19 protein-coding genes and 1 pseudogene are annotated in these 20,713 nt (G+C 72.8%); 5 read left to right on the top strand and 15 right to left on the bottom strand.

All coding sequences use genetic code 11. From position 1 onward, the window contains the following. Nucleotides 1–258: 258 nt before the first annotated feature. The 4 genes from ACFT41_RS29280 to pcaF form a co-directional block, all read right to left on the bottom strand. Nucleotides 259–759, bottom strand: coding sequence for a DUF456 domain-containing protein (locus ACFT41_RS29280; RefSeq protein WP_377588818.1), 501 nt, complete (start codon nucleotides 757–759; stop codon nucleotides 259–261). Continuing rightward, nucleotides 756–2,948 carry a putative bifunctional diguanylate cyclase/phosphodiesterase gene (locus ACFT41_RS29285; RefSeq protein WP_377588817.1) on the bottom strand — a complete coding sequence of 731 codons (2,193 nt, stop codon included), beginning with the start codon at nucleotides 2,946–2,948 and terminating at the stop codon, nucleotides 756–758. Before ACFT41_RS29285 ends, ACFT41_RS29280 begins: the two co-directional genes overlap by 4 nt. A gap of 45 nt (nucleotides 2,949–2,993) precedes the next feature. After that, nucleotides 2,994–3,824 carry an SAM-dependent methyltransferase gene (locus ACFT41_RS29290; RefSeq protein WP_377588821.1) on the bottom strand — a complete coding sequence of 277 codons (831 nt, stop codon included), beginning with the start codon at nucleotides 3,822–3,824 and terminating at the stop codon, nucleotides 2,994–2,996. A 203-nt stretch (nucleotides 3,825–4,027) separates the two neighbouring features. Continuing rightward, nucleotides 4,028–5,230 (bottom strand): 3-oxoadipyl-CoA thiolase, encoded by a 1,203-nt coding sequence (gene pcaF, locus ACFT41_RS29295; protein WP_377588816.1) that lies wholly within the window; start codon nucleotides 5,228–5,230, stop codon nucleotides 4,028–4,030. Between the two features lie 465 nt (nucleotides 5,231–5,695). Between pcaF and ACFT41_RS29300 the strand changes: the two genes are divergently transcribed. Further along, on the top strand, nucleotides 5,696–6,763 hold the full coding sequence (locus tag ACFT41_RS29300) for an NADH:flavin oxidoreductase/NADH oxidase (RefSeq protein ID WP_377588815.1): 1,068 nt from the start codon (nucleotides 5,696–5,698) through the stop codon (nucleotides 6,761–6,763). 89 nt (nucleotides 6,764–6,852) lie between these two features. Here ACFT41_RS29300 and ACFT41_RS29305 read toward each other — a convergent pair whose 3' ends face one another. Next, the gene (locus ACFT41_RS29305; RefSeq protein ID WP_377588814.1) at nucleotides 6,853–10,410 is read right to left on the bottom strand and encodes an ATP-binding cassette domain-containing protein; all 3,558 of its coding nucleotides are present in this window, start codon (nucleotides 10,408–10,410) and stop codon (nucleotides 6,853–6,855) included. Nucleotides 10,411–10,565: 155 nt separating this feature from the next. Further along, nucleotides 10,566–11,405, bottom strand: coding sequence for a GNAT family N-acetyltransferase (locus ACFT41_RS29310; protein WP_377588813.1), 840 nt, complete (start codon nucleotides 11,403–11,405; stop codon nucleotides 10,566–10,568). Between the two features lie 153 nt (nucleotides 11,406–11,558). On the opposite strand from ACFT41_RS29310, the gene ACFT41_RS29315 reads away from it, so the two are divergent. Beyond that, nucleotides 11,559–12,155 carry a PadR family transcriptional regulator gene (locus ACFT41_RS29315; RefSeq protein ID WP_377588812.1) on the top strand — a complete coding sequence of 199 codons (597 nt, stop codon included), beginning with the start codon at nucleotides 11,559–11,561 and terminating at the stop codon, nucleotides 12,153–12,155. 50 nt (nucleotides 12,156–12,205) lie between these two features. Here ACFT41_RS29315 and ispG read toward each other — a convergent pair whose 3' ends face one another. From ispG to ACFT41_RS29340, 5 genes are all read right to left on the bottom strand, one after another. Beyond that, nucleotides 12,206–13,378: a flavodoxin-dependent (E)-4-hydroxy-3-methylbut-2-enyl-diphosphate synthase gene (gene ispG / locus ACFT41_RS29320; RefSeq protein WP_377588811.1), complete on the bottom strand. Its 1,173-nt coding sequence runs from the start codon at nucleotides 13,376–13,378 to the stop codon at nucleotides 12,206–12,208. Nucleotides 13,379–13,387: 9 nt separating this feature from the next. Next, nucleotides 13,388–14,638, bottom strand: coding sequence for a M50 family metallopeptidase (locus ACFT41_RS29325; protein WP_377588810.1), 1,251 nt, complete (start codon nucleotides 14,636–14,638; stop codon nucleotides 13,388–13,390). After that, nucleotides 14,638–15,912 (bottom strand): 1-deoxy-D-xylulose-5-phosphate reductoisomerase, encoded by a 1,275-nt coding sequence (gene dxr / locus ACFT41_RS29330; RefSeq protein ID WP_377588809.1) that lies wholly within the window; start codon nucleotides 15,910–15,912, stop codon nucleotides 14,638–14,640. Before dxr ends, ACFT41_RS29325 begins: the two co-directional genes overlap by 1 nt. A 50-nt stretch (nucleotides 15,913–15,962) precedes the next feature. Next, a complete protein-coding gene (locus ACFT41_RS29335) occupies nucleotides 15,963–16,583 on the bottom strand; it encodes a Uma2 family endonuclease (RefSeq protein WP_377588808.1) in 621 nt (206 codons plus the stop codon). A 124-nt stretch (nucleotides 16,584–16,707) separates the two neighbouring features. Further along, on the bottom strand, nucleotides 16,708–17,115 hold the full coding sequence (locus ACFT41_RS29340) for a hypothetical protein (RefSeq protein WP_377588807.1): 408 nt from the start codon (nucleotides 17,113–17,115) through the stop codon (nucleotides 16,708–16,710). A gap of 233 nt (nucleotides 17,116–17,348) precedes the next feature. On the opposite strand from ACFT41_RS29340, the gene ACFT41_RS29345 reads away from it, so the two are divergent. Continuing rightward, nucleotides 17,349–18,188: a YhjD/YihY/BrkB family envelope integrity protein gene (locus ACFT41_RS29345; protein ID WP_377588806.1), complete on the top strand. Its 840-nt coding sequence runs from the start codon at nucleotides 17,349–17,351 to the stop codon at nucleotides 18,186–18,188. 56 nt (nucleotides 18,189–18,244) lie between these two features. Here the strand turns inward: ACFT41_RS29345 and ACFT41_RS29350 are convergent, their stop codons facing one another. Next, nucleotides 18,245–18,448, bottom strand: a complete 204-nt coding sequence (locus ACFT41_RS29350) for a DUF397 domain-containing protein (RefSeq protein WP_377588820.1) — start codon at nucleotides 18,446–18,448, stop codon at nucleotides 18,245–18,247. 4 nt (nucleotides 18,449–18,452) lie between these two features. After that, a pseudogene (locus tag ACFT41_RS29355) lies at nucleotides 18,453–18,812 on the bottom strand (DUF5753 domain-containing protein); the annotation flags it as partial. 124 nt (nucleotides 18,813–18,936) lie between these two features. Between ACFT41_RS29355 and ACFT41_RS29360 the strand changes: the two are divergent. After that, the gene (locus ACFT41_RS29360; RefSeq protein ID WP_377588805.1) at nucleotides 18,937–19,119 is read left to right on the top strand and encodes a hypothetical protein; all 183 of its coding nucleotides are present in this window, start codon (nucleotides 18,937–18,939) and stop codon (nucleotides 19,117–19,119) included. Between the two features lie 650 nt (nucleotides 19,120–19,769). After that, nucleotides 19,770–20,084 (top strand): hypothetical protein, encoded by a 315-nt coding sequence (locus tag ACFT41_RS29365; protein WP_377614054.1) that lies wholly within the window; start codon nucleotides 19,770–19,772, stop codon nucleotides 20,082–20,084. On the opposite strand, the gene ACFT41_RS29370 is transcribed toward ACFT41_RS29365, so the two are convergent. Together ACFT41_RS29370 and ACFT41_RS29375 are read right to left on the bottom strand one after the other, a co-directional pair. Beyond that, complete coding sequence (locus ACFT41_RS29370; protein WP_377588803.1) at nucleotides 20,051–20,308, bottom strand: hypothetical protein; 258 nt, start codon at nucleotides 20,306–20,308, stop codon at nucleotides 20,051–20,053. The two genes, ACFT41_RS29365 and ACFT41_RS29370, sit on opposite strands and share 34 nt — an antisense overlap. 2 nt (nucleotides 20,309–20,310) lie before the next feature. Further along, nucleotides 20,311–20,713: hypothetical protein (locus tag ACFT41_RS29375; protein WP_377614053.1), on the bottom strand; the 403-nt coding region annotated here is incomplete at its 5' end.

A 20,713-nucleotide genomic window follows, 5' to 3' on the forward strand; every position in this document is an offset into this window, starting at 1 on the left:
GGATCAAGCATGACCGCCCGGAGCGGGCGGGCCCCGGCGAACCCCCACCCCGCGCCCACCTCGCGCCCCACCTCCGTACCCGGTAATCGCCTTGCCCCGAGCGGGCCGTGACGCGCATCCTTGAGCCTGTGACCAGGCCCGATCCGGACGGGCCCCGCCGGGCGCTCGGCAACGCCCGGCCCGCGGCGGCGCGGGGCGTTCACCTCTCTCTCACTACGGCGCACCGCCCCGCGCCGCCGCACCGGCCACACCCGACGCTCAGGCGAAGATCAGGCCGCCCACCCAGAGCACGGCGATCACCAGCCCGGCGAGGAACTCCACCAGCATCGACAGCCCGGCGGCCTTGAGCGCGTGCACCGTCGACGGCCAGGCGAGCTGGTTGCTGCCCAACCGCAGCCGCTCGGCTCCCCAGACGCCGCCGACGAACCCGACGACCAGGCCGACCACCGGGATCACGAAGAAGCCCACCAGCCCCAGCGCTCCGCCGGCCAGCAGCGACGACGTCGGCACCCCGGCATTGCGCAGGTTGCGCCCCGGCCACAGGTACTTGACGACGGCACCGCCGACGGCGACGACCGTGGCGGCGGCCAGCACCAGCCAGCGGCCCGCCCCGGCCTCGCCGAAGATCGCCCAGACCAGCACCCCGCCCCAGCACAGCGGCAGCGCGGGCAGGCCCGGCACCACCACCCCGGCGAGCCCGGCCAGGATGGCCAGCGCGGCCACCACCGACACGATCGCCTGCGAGTCGGTGAGACTCATGCCGCCCCCTCCGAATCGTTGCGCAGCCGGGCGGTGATCTGGGCGGCCGGCACGGGCGCGCCGAACCAGCGCCCCTGCCCGGTGTCGCAGCGCAGCGACCGCAGCCGTTCGGCCTGCGCCTCAGTCTCCACGGCCTCGGCGGTCACCCACAGCTCCAACGCGTGCGCCAGCCGCACCAGCGCGTCCACGATCCGCTCGTCGCGGTGGTCGACGGAGGCGTCCACATCGGCGGAGACGTCGGCGTGGTCGGAGCCGTCGCCGGGCCGGATGCCCTCCACGAACGGCCCCGCCAGCTTGAGGCAGTGGATGGGCATCCGCCGCAGGTACGCCAGGTTCGAGTATCCGGTGCCGAAGTCGTCGATCGCCAGCCGTACGCCCAGGTCTGCGAGCTGGTGCAGCGCCCGCAGCGGCTCCCCGGCGGTGCCCATCACGGCGCTCTCGGTCAGTTCGAGCTGGAGCAGCGCGGCCGGGAGGCCGGTGCGGCCCAGCGCCCCCGCCACCGTCTCGACGATGGCCGGGTCGTCGGCCTGCCGGGCGGCCAGGTTGACGCTGACCACCAGCTTCGCCTCGGGGAACTCCCGACGCCACGCCTCGGCGTCGCGGCACGCCTGCCCGAGCACCCACTCGCCGAGGCGGACGATCAGCCCGGTCTCCTCGGCCAGCCCGATGAACCGGTCCGGCCCGACCAGGCCCAGCTCCGGGTGCTGCCAGCGGACCAGCGCCTCCACCGCCACCATCGACGAGTCGAGCAGCGACACGATCGGCTGGTAGTGGACCACGAACTCGCCCCGGTCCAGCGCGGCGGGCAGGCCGGCGACCAGCGCGGAGCGGGCGATGTCGCGGGCGCTGCGCTCGGGGTCGTAGACGGCCCACCGGCCCCGGCCCTCGGCCTTCGCCCAGTACAGGGTGGTGTCGGCGGCCTTCATCAGCTCCGACGCGCTGGTCTCCCCCGCCGGGCACTCCACGATGCCGATGCTGGCGGAGACGGCCAACTGCTGGTCGCCGACGTGCACCGGGGCGGAGACCGCGGCGAGGGCGATCTCGGCGACGCCCACCGCGTCGTCGATGCCCTCGCCGCCGTCGACGAGGATGACGAACTCGTCGCCGCCCATCCGGGCGACCAGGTGTCCGTGCCCGGAGACGCACTCGGCGAGCCGCCGGGCGATCACCACCAGCAGCCGGTCGCCGAGGTCGTGCCCGAGGCTGTCGTTGACCGCCTTGAAGCCGTCGAGGTCGAGGAAGCAGACCCCGAGCCGGTGCTCCGGGCCCGCGTCGGCGAGGACCTGGCCGAGGGTCTCGAAGAACAGCGTACGGTTGGGCAGGCCGGTGAGCGGGTCGTGCAGCGCCTGGAAGCGCAGCCGCTGCTGCAACTCGTGCCGCTCGGTGATGTCCTCGATCATCGCCACGGTGAAGCGTGGCCGGCCGTCGTCGTGCCGGATCAGCGAGACGGCCAGGTCCGTCCAGACGATGCTGCCGTCCTTGCGGTAGTAGCGCTTCTCCACCCGGACCGCGTCGTGCTGGCCCTCGATGAGCGCCTGGTAGAGCTCCCACATGCCGGCGGCGTCGTCGGGGTGGAACAACGATGCCACGTTCGTCCGGCGCAGCTCACCGATGGTGTAGCCCAGCATGTCGGCGAACGCCTGGTTCACCTCGATGATCTGCCCGTCGACGCCGGCGATGCCGATGCCGATGGCCGCCCCGACGAAGACGGCGCGGAACCTCGCCTCGCTGTCGCGCAGCGCCTGCTCGACGAGGTCCCGGGCCTGCCAGGCGCTGCGGGCGATGCGTTCCTGCTGGGTGAAGGTGCGGTCGCGCAGCGCCCGGGCGAACCCGGCGGCGAGCCCACCCTGGAGGGCGGCGACCCGCTGGGCCGTGCCGGCCCGGCCCACCCGGTCGGGCAGCACCTGGGCGACGAACCGGTCCCCGAGCGCCGCGACCGACCAGTCGAGCAGCCCCGGCTCGGCCAGGTGCGCCTCGACCAGCGCCCGACCGACGCTCTCGGCGGGACGGGCGGAGAACGCCTCGGCCAGCAGCGCACCGGCCAGCTGCTCCGTGTGGTCGAGGAGCAGCCGCTCGGTCTCGGCCGCGCTGAGCGGCACGAAGCCGACCCGGCGGGCCGCGCGGGCCCACGCGGCGGCGTACGACTGGGCGCCGGCCCGGCTGAAGTCCTCGCCGCCGGGTTCCGGCACGGCTGTCCCATCGCCGCCGGGTTCCGGCACGGCTGTCACGTCGGCCTAGCCGGCGGGCTGGTCGTACCGGGCGACACCACCGAACGCGCCGAACCGCTCGGGGTGCTCGTCCACCTCGGACGGCGAGTCCGGACGCCAGAGCGGCATGTGCACCACGCCCGGCTCCAGGATCGTCCAGTCGCCGAAGAAGCCGGTGATCTCGGCGCGGGAGCGCAGCGTGATCTCGGTGGCGGTGCGCGCCGAGAGCCGCTGCGCGTCCAGCATCTCCTGCGGCTGGTCCTCGAAGGTGGAGTGCGACACGACGAGACAGCTGCCCGGGGCGGCGGCGGACCGGAGGGTGGCGAGGATGTCGGCGGGGCGGTCGGCGTCCGGCACGAAGTGGACCACCCCGGCGAGGAGGATGCCGACCGGGCGGTCGAGGTCGAGCAGGCCCATGGCCCGGCTCGCGGCGAGGATCGCCTCGGGCTGCCGCAGGTCGGCGTGGATCACGCCGGTCAGGTCGTTGCCGGCCAGCAGCTCCCGGCTGTGCGCCACGGCCACCGGGTCGATGTCGACGTAGACCACCCGGGCCTTCGGGTTCGCGGCCTGCGCCACTTCGTGGACATTGCCCACGGTGGGAATCCCCGAGCCGATGTCGAGGAACTGGTCGATGCCGGCGTCCAGCAACGCCCGTACCGCCCGGCGCAGGAACTCCCGGCCCGCCCGCATCGTCGCGGCCAGGTTCGGCGTCATGCCGGCGATCTGCTCGGCCAGCTGCCGGTCGATCTCGAAGTTGTGCGCGCCGCCGAGGAAGTAGTCGTAGACCCTGGCCGCGCTCGGTCGACTCAGGTCGATCCCGGTGGTCAGACCGATCCCGGTGGGAAGTCCCTCCGCCATCCTGTGCTGCTCCCGCCAGTCGTCGCCGCGCCACGGGCCGCGCCAGCCGCCGGGCGCGGCCCGTGGGCACGCCGGCAGCCGGCAGACCCGCAGGTCTGTGGTGTTCCACACTCTAGGCTGCGGGTTCCACGATTAGCGAGGCCCGCTCGCGTTGCGGCGACCCCCGCGCGGGCCGGGCAGCCGATCGACTCCGGCATCAGCCGTCAGGCCGACTCCAGCATCAGCGCGATGCCCTGCCCCACCCCGACGCACATGGTCGCCAGGGCCCGCCGGGCGTCGCGGCGGCGCAACTCCAGGGCGGCGGTCAGGGCCAGCCGGGCCCCGCTGGCCCCCAGCGGGTGACCCAGGGCGATCGCCCCACCGTTGGGGTTGACGTGCTCAGCGTCCTCGGGCAGGCCCCACTCGCGCAGCACCGCCACCGACTGGGCGGCGAACGCCTCGTTCAGCTCGATCACGTCGACCGCGTCGAGGCCGACGCCGAGCCGGTCGAGCAGCCTGCGGGTCGCCGGTACCGGCCCGATCCCCATGATCCGGGGCGGCACGCCGGCCGCGGCGGCCCCGGTGACCCGGGCCAGCGGGGTGAGACCATACCGGGCCACCGCCGCCTCGCCGGCCACCAGCAGCGCCACCGCACCGTCGTTGACCCCGGAGGAATTGCCGGCGGTCACGGTGCCGCCGTCGCGGAACGGGGTGGGCAGCGCGGCGAGCTTCTCCAGCGACGTCTCGCGGGGGTGCTCGTCGGCGTCGACCAGCTTCGTCTCGCGCCGGCCCGCCGGCACGGTCACCGGCACGATCTCCTCGGCGAACCGGCCGTCGGCCTGCGCCTTGGCGGCCCGCTGCTGCGACCGGTACGCGAACGCGTCCTGCGCGGCGCGGTCCACGCCGTACTCGGCGGCCACGTTCTCCGCCGTCTCCGGCATCGAGTCGATGCCCCAGCCCTGCTCCATCAGCGGGTTGACCAGCCGCCAGCCGATCGTCGTGTCGTAGACCTCGGCGGCCCGGGAGAACGCGGCGGCGGCCTTCGGCAGGACGAACGGCGCCCGGCTCATGCTCTCCACGCCGCCGGCCACGACCAGCTCCGCCTCGCCGGCGACGACCTGCCGGGCGGCAGTGGCCAGGGCGTCCAGGCCGGAGCCACAGAGCCGGTTGACGGTGCTGCCGGGCACCTCGCCGGGCAGCCCGGCCAGCAGCGCCGCCATCCGGGCGACGTTGCGGTTGTCCTCGCCGGCCTGGTTGGCGCAGCCGAGGACCACGTCGTCGACGCGGGCCCAGTCCACCGCCGGGTGGCGGGCCACCAGCTCGCGGATCACGTGTGCGGCGAGGTCGTCGGGGCGCACCCCGGCGAGCGCGCCGGCGTACCGGCCGATGGGGGTGCGGACACCGGCCACGAGATATGCCACGGTCATCGATGTAGCCCTTCGGGGTGGGGAAGGCCGACACTCACGAGCCAGCCGGGTCACGGCGGGCGGCCCCAGGATATCCACGCCTCCCCCGCGCACCTTCCCCGCAGCGGCGGACGTCGCAGCGACAGTTGGTTGCGTAAGGAGCCTCACGCCAGGCGGTCCTTCCACCTGGAGGGCGGGTGGGCGTATCGTCGGCGGGCGATGACCAACGTCTGGAACCTCACCGTCCGTCTGTACGTCGACCTCCGACTACAGGCCAGCGGCGTCTGTCCGGCGCGGCCCGTCTCCTCCTGACGCCCGCCCGCCGTCTCCTCGCTTGGACGTTTCCATGGCTTCCGCCCTGCGCAAGTTTCCCTTCTCCCTCCAGATCCTGCTCGGCCTCGTGCTCGGCGTGGCGCTGGGCTTCGTCGCCCGCGCCGGCGAGCCGGCCTCCGTCCCCGCCTGAACAGCTTCGGAGAGGATCACGACATGAGCAGCCTGTTCACGCCCCTGGCGCTACGCGCCGTCACCCTGCCCAACCGGGTCGCCCTGGCCCCGATGTGCCAGTACAGCGCGGGCCTGGACGGCCTGCCGACCGACTGGCACCGCGTACACCTGGGTTCCCGCGCGGTCGGCGGCGCGGGCCTGGTGCTCACCGAGGCGACCGCCGTGGTGCCCGAGGGCCGGATCAGCCCGCAGGACGTCGGGCTCTGGTCCGACGCGCACGTCGACGCGTGGCGGCCGGTCACCGCGTTCGTCGCGGCGCAGGGCGCGGTGCCGGCGGTGCAGCTCGCGCACGCCGGGTTCAAGGCGTCGACGTACCGGCCGTGGGCACCCCGGCGCGGCGGGGTGCCCGACGCCGAGGGCGGCTGGACGCCGGTCGGCCCCGGCGCGGAGCCGTTCGTGCCGGACTACCGGGTGCCGACCGCCCTCGACGAGGCGGGGATCGCAGGGGTGGTCGAGGCGTTCGCCACCGCCGCCGGCCGTGCGGTGGACGCCGGCTTCGCCGCCGTGGAGATCCACGCTGCGCACGGGTACCTGCTGCACGAGTTCCTCTCGCCGCTGACCAACCACCGCACCGACGCCTGGGGCGGGGACCGGGCCGGCCGGATGCGGCTGACCCTGGCGGTGGCCCGCGCGGTCCGCGGGGCGGTCGGCGAGAGCGTGCCGGTGCTCACCCGGATCTCCGCCACCGACTGGACCGAGGGCGGGTGGACCGTCGAGGACAGCGTGGTGCTCGCCGGGGAGCTGGCGGCGACCGGCGTCGACCTGGTGGACGCCTCGTCCGGCGGCGCGGCTGCCCAGGCCACCATCCCGGTCGGCCCCGGCTACCAGGTGCCGCTCGCCGCCCGCATCCGCCGGGAGGCGGGCGTGCCGACCGGCGCGGTCGGCCTGATCGTCGAGCCGGAGCAGGCCGAGCAGATCGTGGCCGGCGGGGAGGCGGACCTGGTCCTGTTGGGCCGGGAGCTGCTGCGCGACCCGTACTGGCCCCGGCGGGCGGCGGCGAAGCTCGGCGCGACGCCCGGCTGGCCCGCCCAGTACGAGCGCGCCTTCTGACCCCACCCGCCCGAGCGGGCCTCGACCTTGGACAGTTGTCGTTCGACGGCAACGGCAACTGTCCAAGGTCCATACAGGACACGGCCCGGTCAGCCGGCCAGGTGGGTCCAGTCCCGTTCCAGGTCCCGCCATGGGCCCAGGGCCGCGACCGTGCCGTCGATGAGCACCACCACCTGGTCGGCGCGGACCAGCGCCGCCCGCTTCGACGTCGAGCCCACCACCGTCACCCCGTGCTCGCGCAGCGCCGCCCACAGCTCCAGCTCCGTGGTGACGTCCAGCGCCGAGGACACGTCGTCGGCGACCAGCAGTTCCGTACGCGGGGCCAGCGCCCGGGCCAGCGCCAACCGCTGGAGCTGCCCGCCGGAGAGGCGGGTGCCCTTGTGCCCGATGAGCAGCCCGAGCCCGCCCGCACCGACGCCACCGGCCGCCGCCAGGTCGTGTTCGAGCTGGGCCGTCGACACCGCCTCGGCCGCGTCCACGTCGTGGCCGAGCGCGACGTTGTCGGCGACGGTGCCGGAGAGCACCCGGGGCAGCTGGCCGACGTAGCCGACCTGCTGGGGGCGCAGGAACACCTCCGGTGAGGTGACCGGCTCGCCGTTCCAGCGCAGGCCGCCGGTGTGGTGCACGATCCCGGCGAGGGCGCGCAGCAGCGACGACTTGCCCGACCCGACCGGCCCGACGACGAGCACCAGCTGCCCACGTTCGACGGTCAGGTCGACGTCGTGGACGGCGAGCGTACCGTCGGTGTGCAGCGCGCCGAAGCCGACCAGCTCCAGCCGGCGCAGCGGACGCCGGGGCGGGGGCTCCGGCGCGGGCGCGGTCCCGGCGGTCAGGTCGACCCCCGGCACCGGCGCCGAGTATGCCCCGACCCCGGCCATCGCGACCGTCCGGCGCGTCCACACCCGGGCGGACGGCAGCTGGGACACCAGCGACGCCGTCGTCCATGCGAACCAGCGGGCCGCGCCGAGCGTGGAGACCGCGATCAGGGTCGCCCCGGCGGACAGCCCGCCGGTGAGGTAGAGCGCCCAGGCGCCGATCGGCAGCAGGCCGCTGGCCAGGGCCGGCGTCGACCGGGCCCAGACCTGCACGGAAATCTCCCGGCGCTGCCGCTCGCTGCGGGCGTTGTCGAGGTCGGCGAGGTGGCCCAGCACCGGCCGGGTCGCGCCGGCCAGCTTCACCGTGCGGGCCGCCGACAGCGACGACACCAGCGCGGTGGCGAACGCCGCCCGCGCCGCCACGGTGGCGCGGGCCGACCGTTCCAGGCGCGGCCCGAACAGCGTCGCCGCCAGCCCGGACACGATCATCGTCCCGGCGAAGAACGCGGCCGGGACCCAGCTGCCGGAGACCAGCGTCATGGTCACCACGATGAGCACGGAGATGCCCTGGTCGAGCAGGTTGTCGGCGAGGATCACCACCCGCTCGGTGTCGCCGCCCTGGGCGACCACCTCGGCCGGGGTGTGCCCGCTGATCCGGCGCGGCCCGGTCTGCCCGTGCACCAGCCGCAGGCTGATCCGCAGCATCTGCCGCACCCACCAGTTGGGGAACATGGTGCTGGTGAGGTACGGCACCGGCGTGGTCACCAGCAGCGCGGCGACGATCCCGACCGCCGGCCACCACGGGCCGCCGACTCCGTCGACCAGGTCGGCCCAGAGCCAGGGCAGCACCGAGCCGTCGAGGCCGAGCAGGCCCCCGAACCCGAACAGCGCGATCGCGGTGAGGCCGTACCGCGGGTTGTTGGTGGTGAGGCGGAGGATCTCCCGCATCGTGCGGGCGCGCGGGACCGGCGGCAGCTCGGGCGGCTCGACCTTCACCCGCGCGACACCGCCGGGCGCAGCGGCACCAACCGGACCGACGGCAGCAGCGTCGGGACCGCCGGGCGCGTCCGGCGCCGGCGGCGGATCGGTCAGTACGCCCGTGCCGCCGGCCCGCCCGCCGACCCCCGCCCCGGCCCCAACGCCCGCCCCGGCGTACGCGGAGGCGTGGCTGACGGCCAACAGCTCGGCGAACCGCTCCGAGGTGTGCAGCGGCCCCGCCTCGACGACCGCGCCGTCGGCCAGCACCACCACCTCGTCGCAGCGGCGCACCGAGGAGAGCCGGTGCGCGATGACGATGCCGATCCGGTCGACGAGCAGCCGGTCGGTGGCCCGCTGCACCAACGTCTCCGTGACCGGGTCCAGCCGCGCGGTGGCCTCGTCGAGGATCACCACGTGCGGGTCGCGGACCAGGATCCGGGCGAACGCGACGAGCTGCTCCTGCCCGGCCGACAGCACGTGCCCGCCCTCGCCCAGCCGGGTGTCCAGGCCGTCGGGCAGCCCGGCGATCCAGCCGGCCAGCCCCAGCTCGTCCAGCGCCCGGGCGGCGTCGTCGAGCAGGTCGGGGTCGAACAGCGCGACGTTCTCGGCGAGGGTGCCGGCCAGGATCTCGGTGCGCTGCGGTACCACGGCGATCCACCGGCGCAGCCGCTCGACGTCGAGGTCGAGCAGGTCGGTGTCGCCGAGCAGGACGGTGCCGCGCGGCAGGTCCACGGCCCGGCTGAGCACCTTGGCCAGCGTCGACTTGCCGGACCCGGTGCGGCCGACGAGGGCGTACGACCGGCCCCGGGCGAACGTCAGCGAGACGTCGCGCAGTGCCGGCGCGCGGTCGCCGTCGGAGCCGCCGGCCGGGTAGCGGTAGGTGAGGTGGCGGACGGTCAGGTCGCCGTCGGCGGGCTCCCGGCCGCCGGCCGGCTCCTGCGGGGCGTCCTGGAGCAACTGCACCCGCCCCCAGGCACCGAGCGCGTACTGCAACTCGGGCACCATCCGGCTGACGTGCTCGACGGTCGCGCCGAACGCGAGCACGAGCAGCCACACGGCGGTCAGCCGGGCCGCGTCGATCCGGCCGGCGGCCAGCGCCCACGCCCCACCGAGGACCACCCCGACGATGCCGACCCGGATGACGCCGGCACCGGTCGCGGTCACCCACGCCGACATCCGCCACACCAGGTTGCCCCGGGCCAGCACCGCCGCGGCGCGTTGGGCATAGAGCCGCAGCACGTACGGCCGGGCGAGGCTGGTGCGCACGTCGTCCTGGCCGTGGACGGCCTCCTCCATGACGGCGGCGAGGTCCGTCCAGGCCTCCTCCTCGGCCATCCGGGCCGGGGCGATCCGCCGCGTCGGGCGGCGCAGGACGAGGGCGAGCAGCGCGGTCAGCGCGAGCATGCTCACCCCGGCCGGCCACCAGACCACGAGGGCGACGACCGTGGAGAGCAGGCCCGTGGCGCTCATCTGGGCGATGCGTACGCCGTGCCCACGCACCTCGGAGGCCACCTGGTAGACGTCGCCGTCGATGCGGTCCAGCAGCTCGCCGACCGGGGTGCCCTCCAGGGTGGGCAGGTCCTGCCCGAGCGCCACCCGGCACAGCCTCCGCCGGACGTCGGCCGACCAGTCGGCGGTGACGCCGGCCATCACGAGCCCGATGGTGAGGTCGGTGACGACGGCGGCGCACAGCGCCACGGCCAGGACGGTGAACAGGAGGCCCGAGCGGTGCACCAGCACCGGGCCGGCGAGCGCCGCGGCGGCGGCCTGCCCGGCGGCGCCGAGCACGACCAGCACGGCCACCAGCCTCATCCGGCGCGCCGAAGTGGCCCACAGGTCACGGAAAAGGCGCATGTCGGTCCCTCCGGACACTCGGGTGGCGGTGCTTCCACCCTCCGTGATCCGGCCGGCACCTTCAACGCATTTACCGCCCGCGCCACCCGCCCGGGCGTCAGGAAGGGCCCCCTGTGCAACAGAATGCGTTGACAGGGGGCCCTTCCTGACGCACCTCAGAAGAGGACGGTGGCGAGGGTGCCGACCGGGCGGAACCCGCAGCGCTCGTAGACGCGGCGGGCCGGCAGGTTGAAGTCGTTGACGTACAGGCTGACGGTCGGGGCCACCCGCAGCAGCGCGTCCCGGGTGACCGCCGCCATCGCCGCCGTGGCGATGCCCCGGCCGCGCCATTCCGGGGCGACCCAGACCCCCTGGACCTGCGCGGTGTGCCGGGTCACCACCGCCAGTTCGGCCTTGAAGACGACCTGGCCGTCGACGAACCGCGCGTACGCCCGGCCGGCCCGGACCAGGTCGGTGACCCGCCGCCGGTAGCCGCGCCCGCTGTCCTCGGCCAGCGGTGAGACGCCGACCTCCTCGGTGTACATGGCGACAGCGGCGGGGAAGAGGCGGTCCACCTCGTTGCCGTGCACCAGCCGCACGTCGGGGTCGGTCACGATCGACGGCAGCGCCTCGGTGGCCAGTAGCGGCTGGTTGGGCCGGACGTCACGAGCCGGTCCCCAGTGCCCGCAGAGCCGGTCCCAGAGGCCGAGCACCGCGTCGGCCCGGCCGACGATCGACGAACAGAGCCGCTCCTCGGCGGCGAGCAGCTCGGCGTAGGCGGCGACGGCCGACTCCGAGGCGAGCACGGGGGTGAGGTTGCCGCCGAGCCAGCAGATCGACTCGAGGTTGCGGCGCCCGCCGTAGCCCAGGATGCGCGCCTCGGCCCGCCACCAGGCCAGCCCGCGCGCGGTGACCCGCTCGGCGACCTGCGCCCCCGCGAACGGGTCGAGGTCGAGCAGCCGCTCGACCGCGCGCCGCTCCGATTCCCCGAGTTGCCGCACCGGCACCGTCAGCACGCCCCCAGCCTGCCAGATCGGCCGCCCGCCTCGCCGGCCGAGTGCGGAGTCACCGCTCAGTCTCGCGTTCGCCGCCGACGAAACGACTTGTTGCCGACCGGTTGACGATATATCGTTGATGCATCAGCAACAGAACCACGAGGGGAGAGCACCATGGGGTTCCACCGACGGACGCACGTGCACGAGGCGCGGATGCGCGGCTTCGGCTTCCCGCCGTTCCCGCCTGGCCCGCCCTTCCCACCGACCCCACCCGGGCACGGTGGCCCGCACGGCGGCGGGCGGGGCGGCCACCGGGGGCGCGGCCGGGGGCGGCGGCCCAACGTCCGCGCCGCCGTGCTGGCCCTGCTCACCGAGCGGCCGATGCACGGCTACGAGATGATCCAGGAGATCGACTCCCGCACCGGCGGGGCCTGGCGGCCCAGCCCCGGGTCGATCTACCCGACCCTCCAGCTCCTGGAGGACGAGGGCGTCGTCGCCGCCACGACGGAGGAAGCCGGCGGCGGGCGCAAGCGGTTCACCGTCACCGAGGCGGGCCGCGCCGAGGCGGACGAGGCGGCGCAGGCCCCACCCTGGGGCGAGTTCGCCGAGGACACCGTTGCGAGCTGGCACGACATCCGCGACGCCGGCACGCAGGCGATGCACGCCCTGCGGCAGGTGATGACGACCGGCACCGACGACCAGCGGGAGCGGGCCGCGCAGGTGCTCGCCGAAACCCGGCGCAAGCTCTACGCCATCCTCGCCGAGGGGTAAGGAGGGGCCGTTCCACCGGGAACGGCCCCCTGTCGACGCTGTGCGGCTGGTCAGTGCACCATGACGGTGGCCCCCGGGACCAGGTCCCGCAGCTCCTCGGGCAGCTCGGCGCCCATCTCGTCGGCGATCCGCAGCGCCTCCTCGATCAGGGTCTCCACGATCTGCCCCTCGGGGACGGTCTTGACGACCTTGCCCTTGACGAAGATCTGCCCCTTGCCGTTGCCGGAGGCGACGCCGAGGTCGGCCTCACGGGCCTCGCCGGGGCCGTTGACGACACAGCCCATGACGGCCACCCGCAGCGGCACCGGCAGCCCCTCCAGGCCGGCGGTGACCTCCTCGGCGAGCTTGTAGACGTCGACCTGGGCCCGGCCGCAGGACGGGCACGAGACGATCTCCAGGCCCCGCTCGCGCAGCCCCAGCGACTCCAGGATCTGGTTGCCGACCTTGATCTCCTCCACCGGCGGGGCGGACAGCGACACCCGGATCGTGTCGCCGATCCCCTCGGCCAGCAGCGCGCCGAAGGCGACCGCCGACTTGATGGTGCCCTGGAACGCGGGGCCGGCCTCGGTGACGCCGAGGTGCAGCGGGTAGTCGCAGCGCTCGGCGAGCTGCCGGTATGCCCGGATCATCACCACCGGGTCGTTGTGCTTCACCGAGATCTTGATGTCCCGGAAGCCGTGCTCCTCGAACAGCGAGCACTCCCACAGCGCCGACTCGACCAGCGCCTCGGCGGTGGCCTTGCCGTACTTGGCGAGCAGCCGCTTGTCCAGCGAGCCGGCGTTGACCCCGATGCGGATCGGCGTACCGGCGGCGGAAGCCGCTGCGGCGATCTCCTTGACCTTGTCGTCGAACTGCCGGATGTTGCCCGGGTTCACCCGGACGGCGGCGCAGCCGGCGTCGATCGCGGCGAAGACGTACTTGGGCTGGAAGTGGATGTCGGCGATCACCGGGATCTGCGACTTGCGGGCGATCGCCGGCAGGGCCTCCACGTCGTCCTGCGAGGGCACGGCCACCCGGACGATCTGACAGCCGGACGCGGTCAGCTCGGCGATCTGCTGGAGGGTGGCGTTGACGTCGGAGGTGAGGGTGGTGGTCATCGACTGCACCGACACCGGCGCACCCCCACCGACCGGCACCGGGCCGACCATGATCTGGCGGCTGGCCCGGCGCGGGGCGAGCGCGGGGGGCGGCGCGACGGGCATACCGAGACTGACTGCGGTCACTTCAGGCACTCACCTTGAGAAGAGCGTGATCGGGTTGACGACGTCCGCGGTGACGGTCAGCAGCGTGAACACGCCGCCGATGAGGATCACCACGTACGTGATGGGCATGAGCTTGAGATAGTCGACGCGGCCCGGGTCGGGGCGGCCGAACCGGGCGAAGACCCAGGACCGCACCCGCTCGAACCACGCGATGGCGATGTGCCCGCCGTCGAGCGGCAGCAACGGCAGCAGGTTGAACACGCCGATGAAGAAGTTCAGCGACACGAACAGCATGAAGAACACCAGCCAGGCGTTGTGCTCCACCGCCTCACCACCGAGCCGGCTCGCGCCGACCACGCTGATCGGGGTGTCCACGTCCCGCTCGCCGCCGGTGATCGCCGTCCAGAGGGCGGGCACCTTCTGCGGGATGCGCTTCATCGCCTCGTACGTGCCGACGGCCATGTCGCCGGTGAACCGGGCGGTCCCGCCGAGGGCGGCGACCGGCCCGTACTGCACGCGGGTGGGGGTGCTGAACTGGAGGCCGATGCCGAGCGCGGCGACCGGGCCGACCGCGCCCTTCGGGTCGTCCAGGGGCGGGCGCTGGGTCTGCGCGAGCACGGTGCTGGTGGTGCCGGGCTGGCCGTCGCGGACGTACGAGATGGTGGCGGTGTCGCCCGGCTTGGTGGCCCGCAGCGCGACCAGCAGGTCGCCGTAGTTGTCGATCGGGGCGCCGTTGAACGAGGTGATCTTGTCGCCGTCGCGCAGGTTGGCCAGCGCGGCCGGGCTGGCCTGGTCGCTCGCCGCGCACTCGCGGACGGCGTTCTCCGGCACCACGCACTTGGCCAGGCCGATCACCGCCGGTTCCTGGCGGGCCTCGGCGTCGGTGGTCGGGAAGTCCGGGTTGGGCAGGCCGGCGGAGACGGCGATGATCCAGGTCGCGACCAGGGCCAGCGCGAAGTGGGTGACCGACCCGGCGGACATCACGATCGTCCGCTTCCAGACCGGGTAGCGCCACATCGCCCGGTGCTCGTCGCCCGGCTCGACGTCGTCGTCCTGCGGCGTCATGCCGACGATCTTGCAGAAGCCGCCGAGCGGGATGCCCTTGAGGCCGTACTCGGTCTCGCCCCGCTTGAAGCTCCAGATGGTGGGGCCGAAGCCGACGAAGTAGCGGGTGACCTTCATCCCGAACGCCTTGGCGGTGAGCATGTGCCCCGCCTCGTGCAGGCTGACCGAGACGAGGATGGCCAGGGCGAACAACACCACCCCGAGCAGGTACGCCATCAGGCTCCTTCCACCGATGCCGATGCCGACGACGCCGAGGCTGAGGCCGACGACGACGCTGACGCCGCCGACGACGGCGACGCCACGATGATCTCCTGCGCATGCGCGCGCGCCCACGACTCGGCGGCGAGCACGTCCTCGACGGTACCTGGTTCGGCGAAATCGGGAGCATCGTCCAGCACCCGCCGGAGGGTGTCCACGATGCCGAGGAACGGCAGCCGGCCGGCGACGAACGCCGCGACGCACTCCTCGTTGGCCGCGTTGTAGATCGCCGGGCGGCAGCGCCCCGCCTCGCCGGCCGCCTTCGCCAGCGCCACCGCCGGGAACGCCTCGTCGTCGAGCGGGGCGAACTCCCAGGTGTGCGCGGTTGTCCAGTCGACGGCGGCAGCGGCGTCGGGCACCCGGTCGGGCCAGCCGATGCCCAGCGCGATCGGCAGCCGCATGTCGGGCGGGCTGGCCTGGGCCAGCGTCGACCCGTCGGCGAACTCGACCATCGAGTGGATCACCGACTGCGGGTGCACCATGACGGTGATGTCGGCGTACGGCACGTCGAACAGCTCGTGCGCCTCGATCACCTCCAGCGCCTTGTTGACCATCGTCGCGGAGTTGATCGTGACGACGGGCCCCATATTCCAGGTCGGGTGCGCCAGGGCCTGCTCGGGTGTGACCTGCGTCAACTCGTCGCGCCGCCGCCCCCGGAACGGCCCGCCGCTGGCGGTGACCACCAGCCGGCGCACCTCGCCCCGGGTGCCGCCGCGCAGGCACTGGGCCAGCGCCGAGTGCTCGGAGTCGACGGGCACGATCTGCCCCGGCCGCGTCACCGCGGCCTTCACGAGGGGGCCGCCGGCCACGAGCGACTCCTTGTTGGCCAGGGCGAGGGTACGCCCGGCGCGCAGCGCCGCGAGGGTCGGCGCGAGCCCCAGCGAGCCGACCACCCCGTTGAGTACGACGTCGCAGGGCCACTGGGCCAGCTCGGTCATCGCGTCCGGCCCCGCCACGATCCTGGGCAGCTTGAAGTCGCCGCTGGACCAGCCGCGCCGGCTCGCCTCGGCGTAGAAGGCGAGCTGGAGGTCCTGCGCGGCCGACGCCTTCGCCACCCCGACCGCCTCGACGCCCAGTTCGAGGGCCTGCGCGGCGAGCAGCTCGACGTTGCCGCCACCGGCGCCGAGCGCCACCACCCGGAACCGGTCGGGGTTGCGCCGGACGATGTCGATGGCCTGGGTGCCGATCGAGCCGGTCGAACCGAGCAGCACAAGATCGCGGGGAGTTGTCACCGGCCCATTCTTCCCCAGCCCTCCACCGCCCCCGCGTCCGGTCAGCGGCGTCAGGGCGCCTCGTCGTCGAGCAGGTCGGCCGGGTCGACCGTGAACTCGAACGGGCGGACCATGGTGAACGTGCTGCCGGCCGCGGCGGCGGCCAGCGGGCGGTACTCGCCGTCGACCAGCTCGTACAGCGCCAGGGTCGGCACCCGGTTGCGCAGGTCGACGCGGAGGAAGAAGGGCACCCCGGCGGCGGCGTACTCGCGGGGCCGGTCGATCACGTCCTTGCGCCGGTTGCCCGGCGAGACGATCTCCCCGAGCAGCACGGCGTCGCTGATCTTCATCGTCGTCCGGCCGCCACCCGAGGCACGCAGCACGACGATGTCGGGGATGAACAGGTCGTCACCGGAGACGATGTTGACCTCGTGATAGAGCCAGAGCCCCGCCCGCCGGGCCGCCTGCTTGAGCAGGTAGGCCAGGTCGAGCTCGACGTTCTGGTGGTCGAAGCCGGCATGTGGTGTCACGATCACGCTTCCGCTCAGGACCTCGACCTTGGGGCCGTTGGCCTCCGGCAACAGGTCGAGGGCGAGCCGGGCGGTCCACGGCTCGTCGTGCCACCGGAGCACGTCGAACGACGGCTCGGGTCGCTGCGGCGCCGGCTCGGGCGCGTACGCTGCCTGGGCCATCGGGCTCACCCCCTCAGCGCGACATCCTGCTCAGGTCAGCCTAGCCGTCGCAGCCCCCGGCGCAGCGCATCGCACAGCCTGTCCGACGGGAGTCGGGCCTGGGTGAAGGTGCGGCCCGATCACGTCACCAGCCGCTGAAGGCCACCAGGAAGCCGAGCCCGAGCCCGCCGAGGACGAGCAGGTAGCCCAGGCCGATGAAGACCAACCGGCGGTGCCGCAACGGCAACGGCAGAAAACCGGCGAGAGCGAGCAGCACCCCGAGCACGGCACCGCCGGTCGGTGCGATCACCACCAACTCACCGGCTGGCCCGCAGATCATCAGCCCCTCGGTTCCCTCGGTGCCGCAGGCGTCTGCGGCCATCGGCAGGAACATCCCGACCAGGGCCACGATCAGGGCGAGCACGACCAGGAGCACGACCGCGATCACGGCGGCGGCGGTGGCCACCGCACTGCCCGGGCGGGCCCCCGCTGCACCCGGGCGGGTGCCCGCCGACAGCGTGGCATCGCCCTGGGGACCGCCCGGCACCACCATGTTCGTCCTCCTGCTTGTCGCAAACCCGGCCTGCCGAGGTTGCCGGGGATCTCCCCGGGGCGGCCGGCGCGGGCACGAGCGTAGGCCGCCGGCACCGGTCCGGCAACGGCTGACCAGGTGAAGTGTCGGCACCGACCAGCGGGGTCGCGGATGGTGAGGCGTTCCGTGGTGAGCACGGTCATGACGCGGGATCGTCATGCGTACCGGGGGGCGGGGCGGGGAAGAAGGTCGCGGTGACGGACGGATGGCAGCGGGCGAAGCGGATCACCAGTGCCGCGTTCCGGCCGGTACGCGGGCGGGACCTGTCGCTGCACGCCGCCGCCATCACGTTCTACGGGGCGATCGCCGTGGTGCCCGTGGCGCTGCTGGCCATCTGGGCGACGGGGCTGGTCGCCGGGGCGGACCGGGTGCGGCGGCTCACCTCGTACGCCATCGAGACGCTGCCCACCGACATCGGTGCGGACCGGGCGGTGGCCGCGCTGGTGGCGGCCGGGCTCGGCCTGACCCCGACGCTGGCCCTGGCCGCGCTGCTGCCGGCGTCGCTCTACGGCGAGGGGCTGCGCCGGGCGTTCGTGTCGGTGGCCGCCCCGCGCGAGCCGGGCGGATCGCTGGTCGGCTGGCGGGGCCGGCTGCTGCTGCTCCCGCTGCTCGCGCCCGCCCCCGCGCTGCTGCTGTCGATCCTGCTGGCGCTGCCGGTGACAACCCGACTCGTCCGCGAGGGCGGCTGGCGGGGCGCGCTCGGCGTGGTGCTGTCGTTCCTCGGGGTCTGGCTGGTGCTCACCCCGGTGCTGATGTGGGTGTTCCGGGTGGTGGGGCCGGCGTCGCCGGACTTCCTGTCGACGCTGGGCATGGGATCTTTCACGGCGGCGAACCTGTCCGGATTCCTGCACGGCTTCGTGCTGTTCGCCTCGCTGCCGCTCGACCTGGGCGTCCCGTTCGGCGGCTTCGACGCGATCGGCGGTGGGGTGGCGGTGCTGCTCTGGCTCTACCTGTTCCACGTGATCGTGCTGGCCGGATACTCGGCGACGCTCGCCCTGTCGGGCTGGCGGGCCTGCCGCGCCGCCGCGCGTTGAGCACGCGCGAGGACGCGGCGGGCCTCCTGCCCGGGTGTCGCTGGGCCAGGGTGTCGCTAGGGGCGGTCGGGCGGGCCCGACCGGGTCGCCGCGACGAAGCCTGAACGGGTGGCCCCGACGAAGCCGGCCCAGGCCACCGGGGTGAAGCTCAGCGCCGGGCCCTGCCGGTCCTTGCTGTCCCGCACACCGACCGACTCGGCGAACGCCGCCACCTCGACGCAGTTGCCCTCCCCGCCGGAGCGGGTGGACGTGCGCCACACACCGTCACGCTGCACTGGACATCTCCTTCGCTGTCGATGCGATCAGCTCGCGGGACTCGGCCCCGCTCAGCGCCCGCTCGGCGAGCGAGCGCCAGGCTTCCTCGTACGTTTCGATCTCGCGCGGCCGGTCCAGGTAGACCGCGCCGCACGGCCCGTCGGAGTAGATGGTGGTCGGCTCCGGCTCCCGGACGTTCTGCGGGAAGTCGAGCATGGTGAAGGTGCCCGCCTGCGACCAGCGGACCAGCCCGGCGTCCAACGGCAGCACCCGGACGCTGACGTTGTGCTGCTCGCCCGTCACCGTCAGGGCGTCGAGCTGGCGGGCCATCGCCGCCCGGTCCCCCAGCGGCCGGCGCAGCACCGCCTCGCCGCCAAGCCCCTGCGGCGGGGCGGGCGAAGACCATGAGCAGCGGGTACGGGGTGTCGCTGGCCGAACTGCGCCGGCACGTGGCGGCCCGGCCGACGTGGCGGTGTCGGGTGTGTGCTGCGCTGTGGCCCTGCCAGCCGGCGAAGCTCTGCCTACGCGCGGAGTACGCGCGCGGGACCGGGTCGGGCTGGCGATCTACCTGTGCGTGCTGATGCACGACGCGATCGCCGACCGACTGCGCACCCGCCCGGAGGAGGTGGACCCGGCGGACTACTTCGCCCGCTTCATCGCCTGGACCCGCCACTGACAGCCCACCTCATCGCACCTGCATCCCAAGTTTTATAGGCGCCACTACCGAAACCAGATTCGCTTCCCGCGTCAAGGCGACAACCGTCGACTCCCGGCCAACCCAAGGAATGCGGATCAGCTCAAGCAAATTAGGTCATCGAACCCTCATCGACCGCCTCGTCTTCACGCAATAATCGACAACCGAAAGCAACTTCACCAGCTCGGCAAACTGCTCCGCCTTCATGCCCTTTTCCGCACTGCCAGCATAGGAGCCGTCCCCCCAAGCAGCACACACCTCATGCAGACGCGACTGCATCCCCAAGACCCACTTAAGTGCAAGAATACCACCATCAAGGAGACTCGGATCAAATATTGGCCGAAGGCAGGTTTCAACCCTAGACCAAGGAACCACACCCCCGTATTCCATCATCTCCCCAAGACATATCCGTTCCTCTGCAGCTAGCAGATCAGCGAAAGCATGGAAGTGCGCCCAACCATAGCTCGCAGGCGAAGGCACGAGATCCGAGCGGCCCCTTGCTCTACACTCGACCTCGTAGACGACCACCCAACTCCTCACAGTTGAACTTCGGCACCGATGGCAATGTCTCGCCCGTCCACATCGCCAACTGCGGAAGGCGGGGCAAGACGGTGCAGGCCGAGGCCGCGCCAGTGTGGATCCAGGTTCCTCGGGAACGGGCCGGGTCGTTCACCCCGCAGATCGTCCCCAACCACACCCGCCGCCTGGACGGGTTCAACGAGGCGATCGGCCTCGCTGCACGCGAAAGTCCTGACGACCGGCGAGATCTCAGCGCATCTGACGGACATGTACGACGCCGACGTGTCTCGAGAGTTGATCAGCCGGGTCACCGACAACGTCCTAGAGGGCGGTCAAGCACGGAAAGCGCACACTCCCCCAATGCGATCAACTCGCGGGCCTCGTCGACAAATTCTCATTCCCGAAACGATTCCTCAATTTCATCTTGAATCGACGCGCTCACCGCGAAAGCGGTCGACCACACCTCGCTATCCGCGATAACATCCTTGGCTTCCGACAAAGAGACCCGCCTAGTCTTCGCGAACACTATCGCAGACTGGATCACACTAAAGCCGCGCTTGCGAAGTGCATCCAGTAGGGCTTCATCGTCTTGCGCAAGCAGACCTGACGCACGAACATCGTTTGCCACAGCCTCCGCATTGAACGATTCCACTGTCAACTCCTCGACCTCATCCGACCCGTCGCCACATCAATCACATAGTTAAATGGCCGACGTGGCACGCCAGGCGTTACACGCTTTCCGCTGATACTAATCGATTCAATTCCATCCTCCCGAGCCCAGGCCATCACTTGGCGCTTGAGGTCAGCAACACCCGTCGCACCAAGCCTTTCCATCTGCTCGGCAGGCTGCCCCTTGACAAAGACCATGAGATCTTGCATGTGCAAGTTCCCCCCCGACCTCGACACTTGAGCACCCAACTCTAAAGTGTGACCGCCGATCTCAACTTCCTTCGTCCAGAAACCGGCGAGTTCAGTCAGTCGTAGCACTTGATCTTGGTGGTTCGGTGGGACAGGATGCCCGCCGTGCGCAACATGCTGACGTTGGCTGATCGTGAAG

It is taken from the genome of Micromonospora sp. NPDC057141, from assembly GCF_042670805.1.
Lineage (GTDB): Bacteria > Actinomycetota > Actinomycetes > Mycobacteriales > Micromonosporaceae > Micromonospora.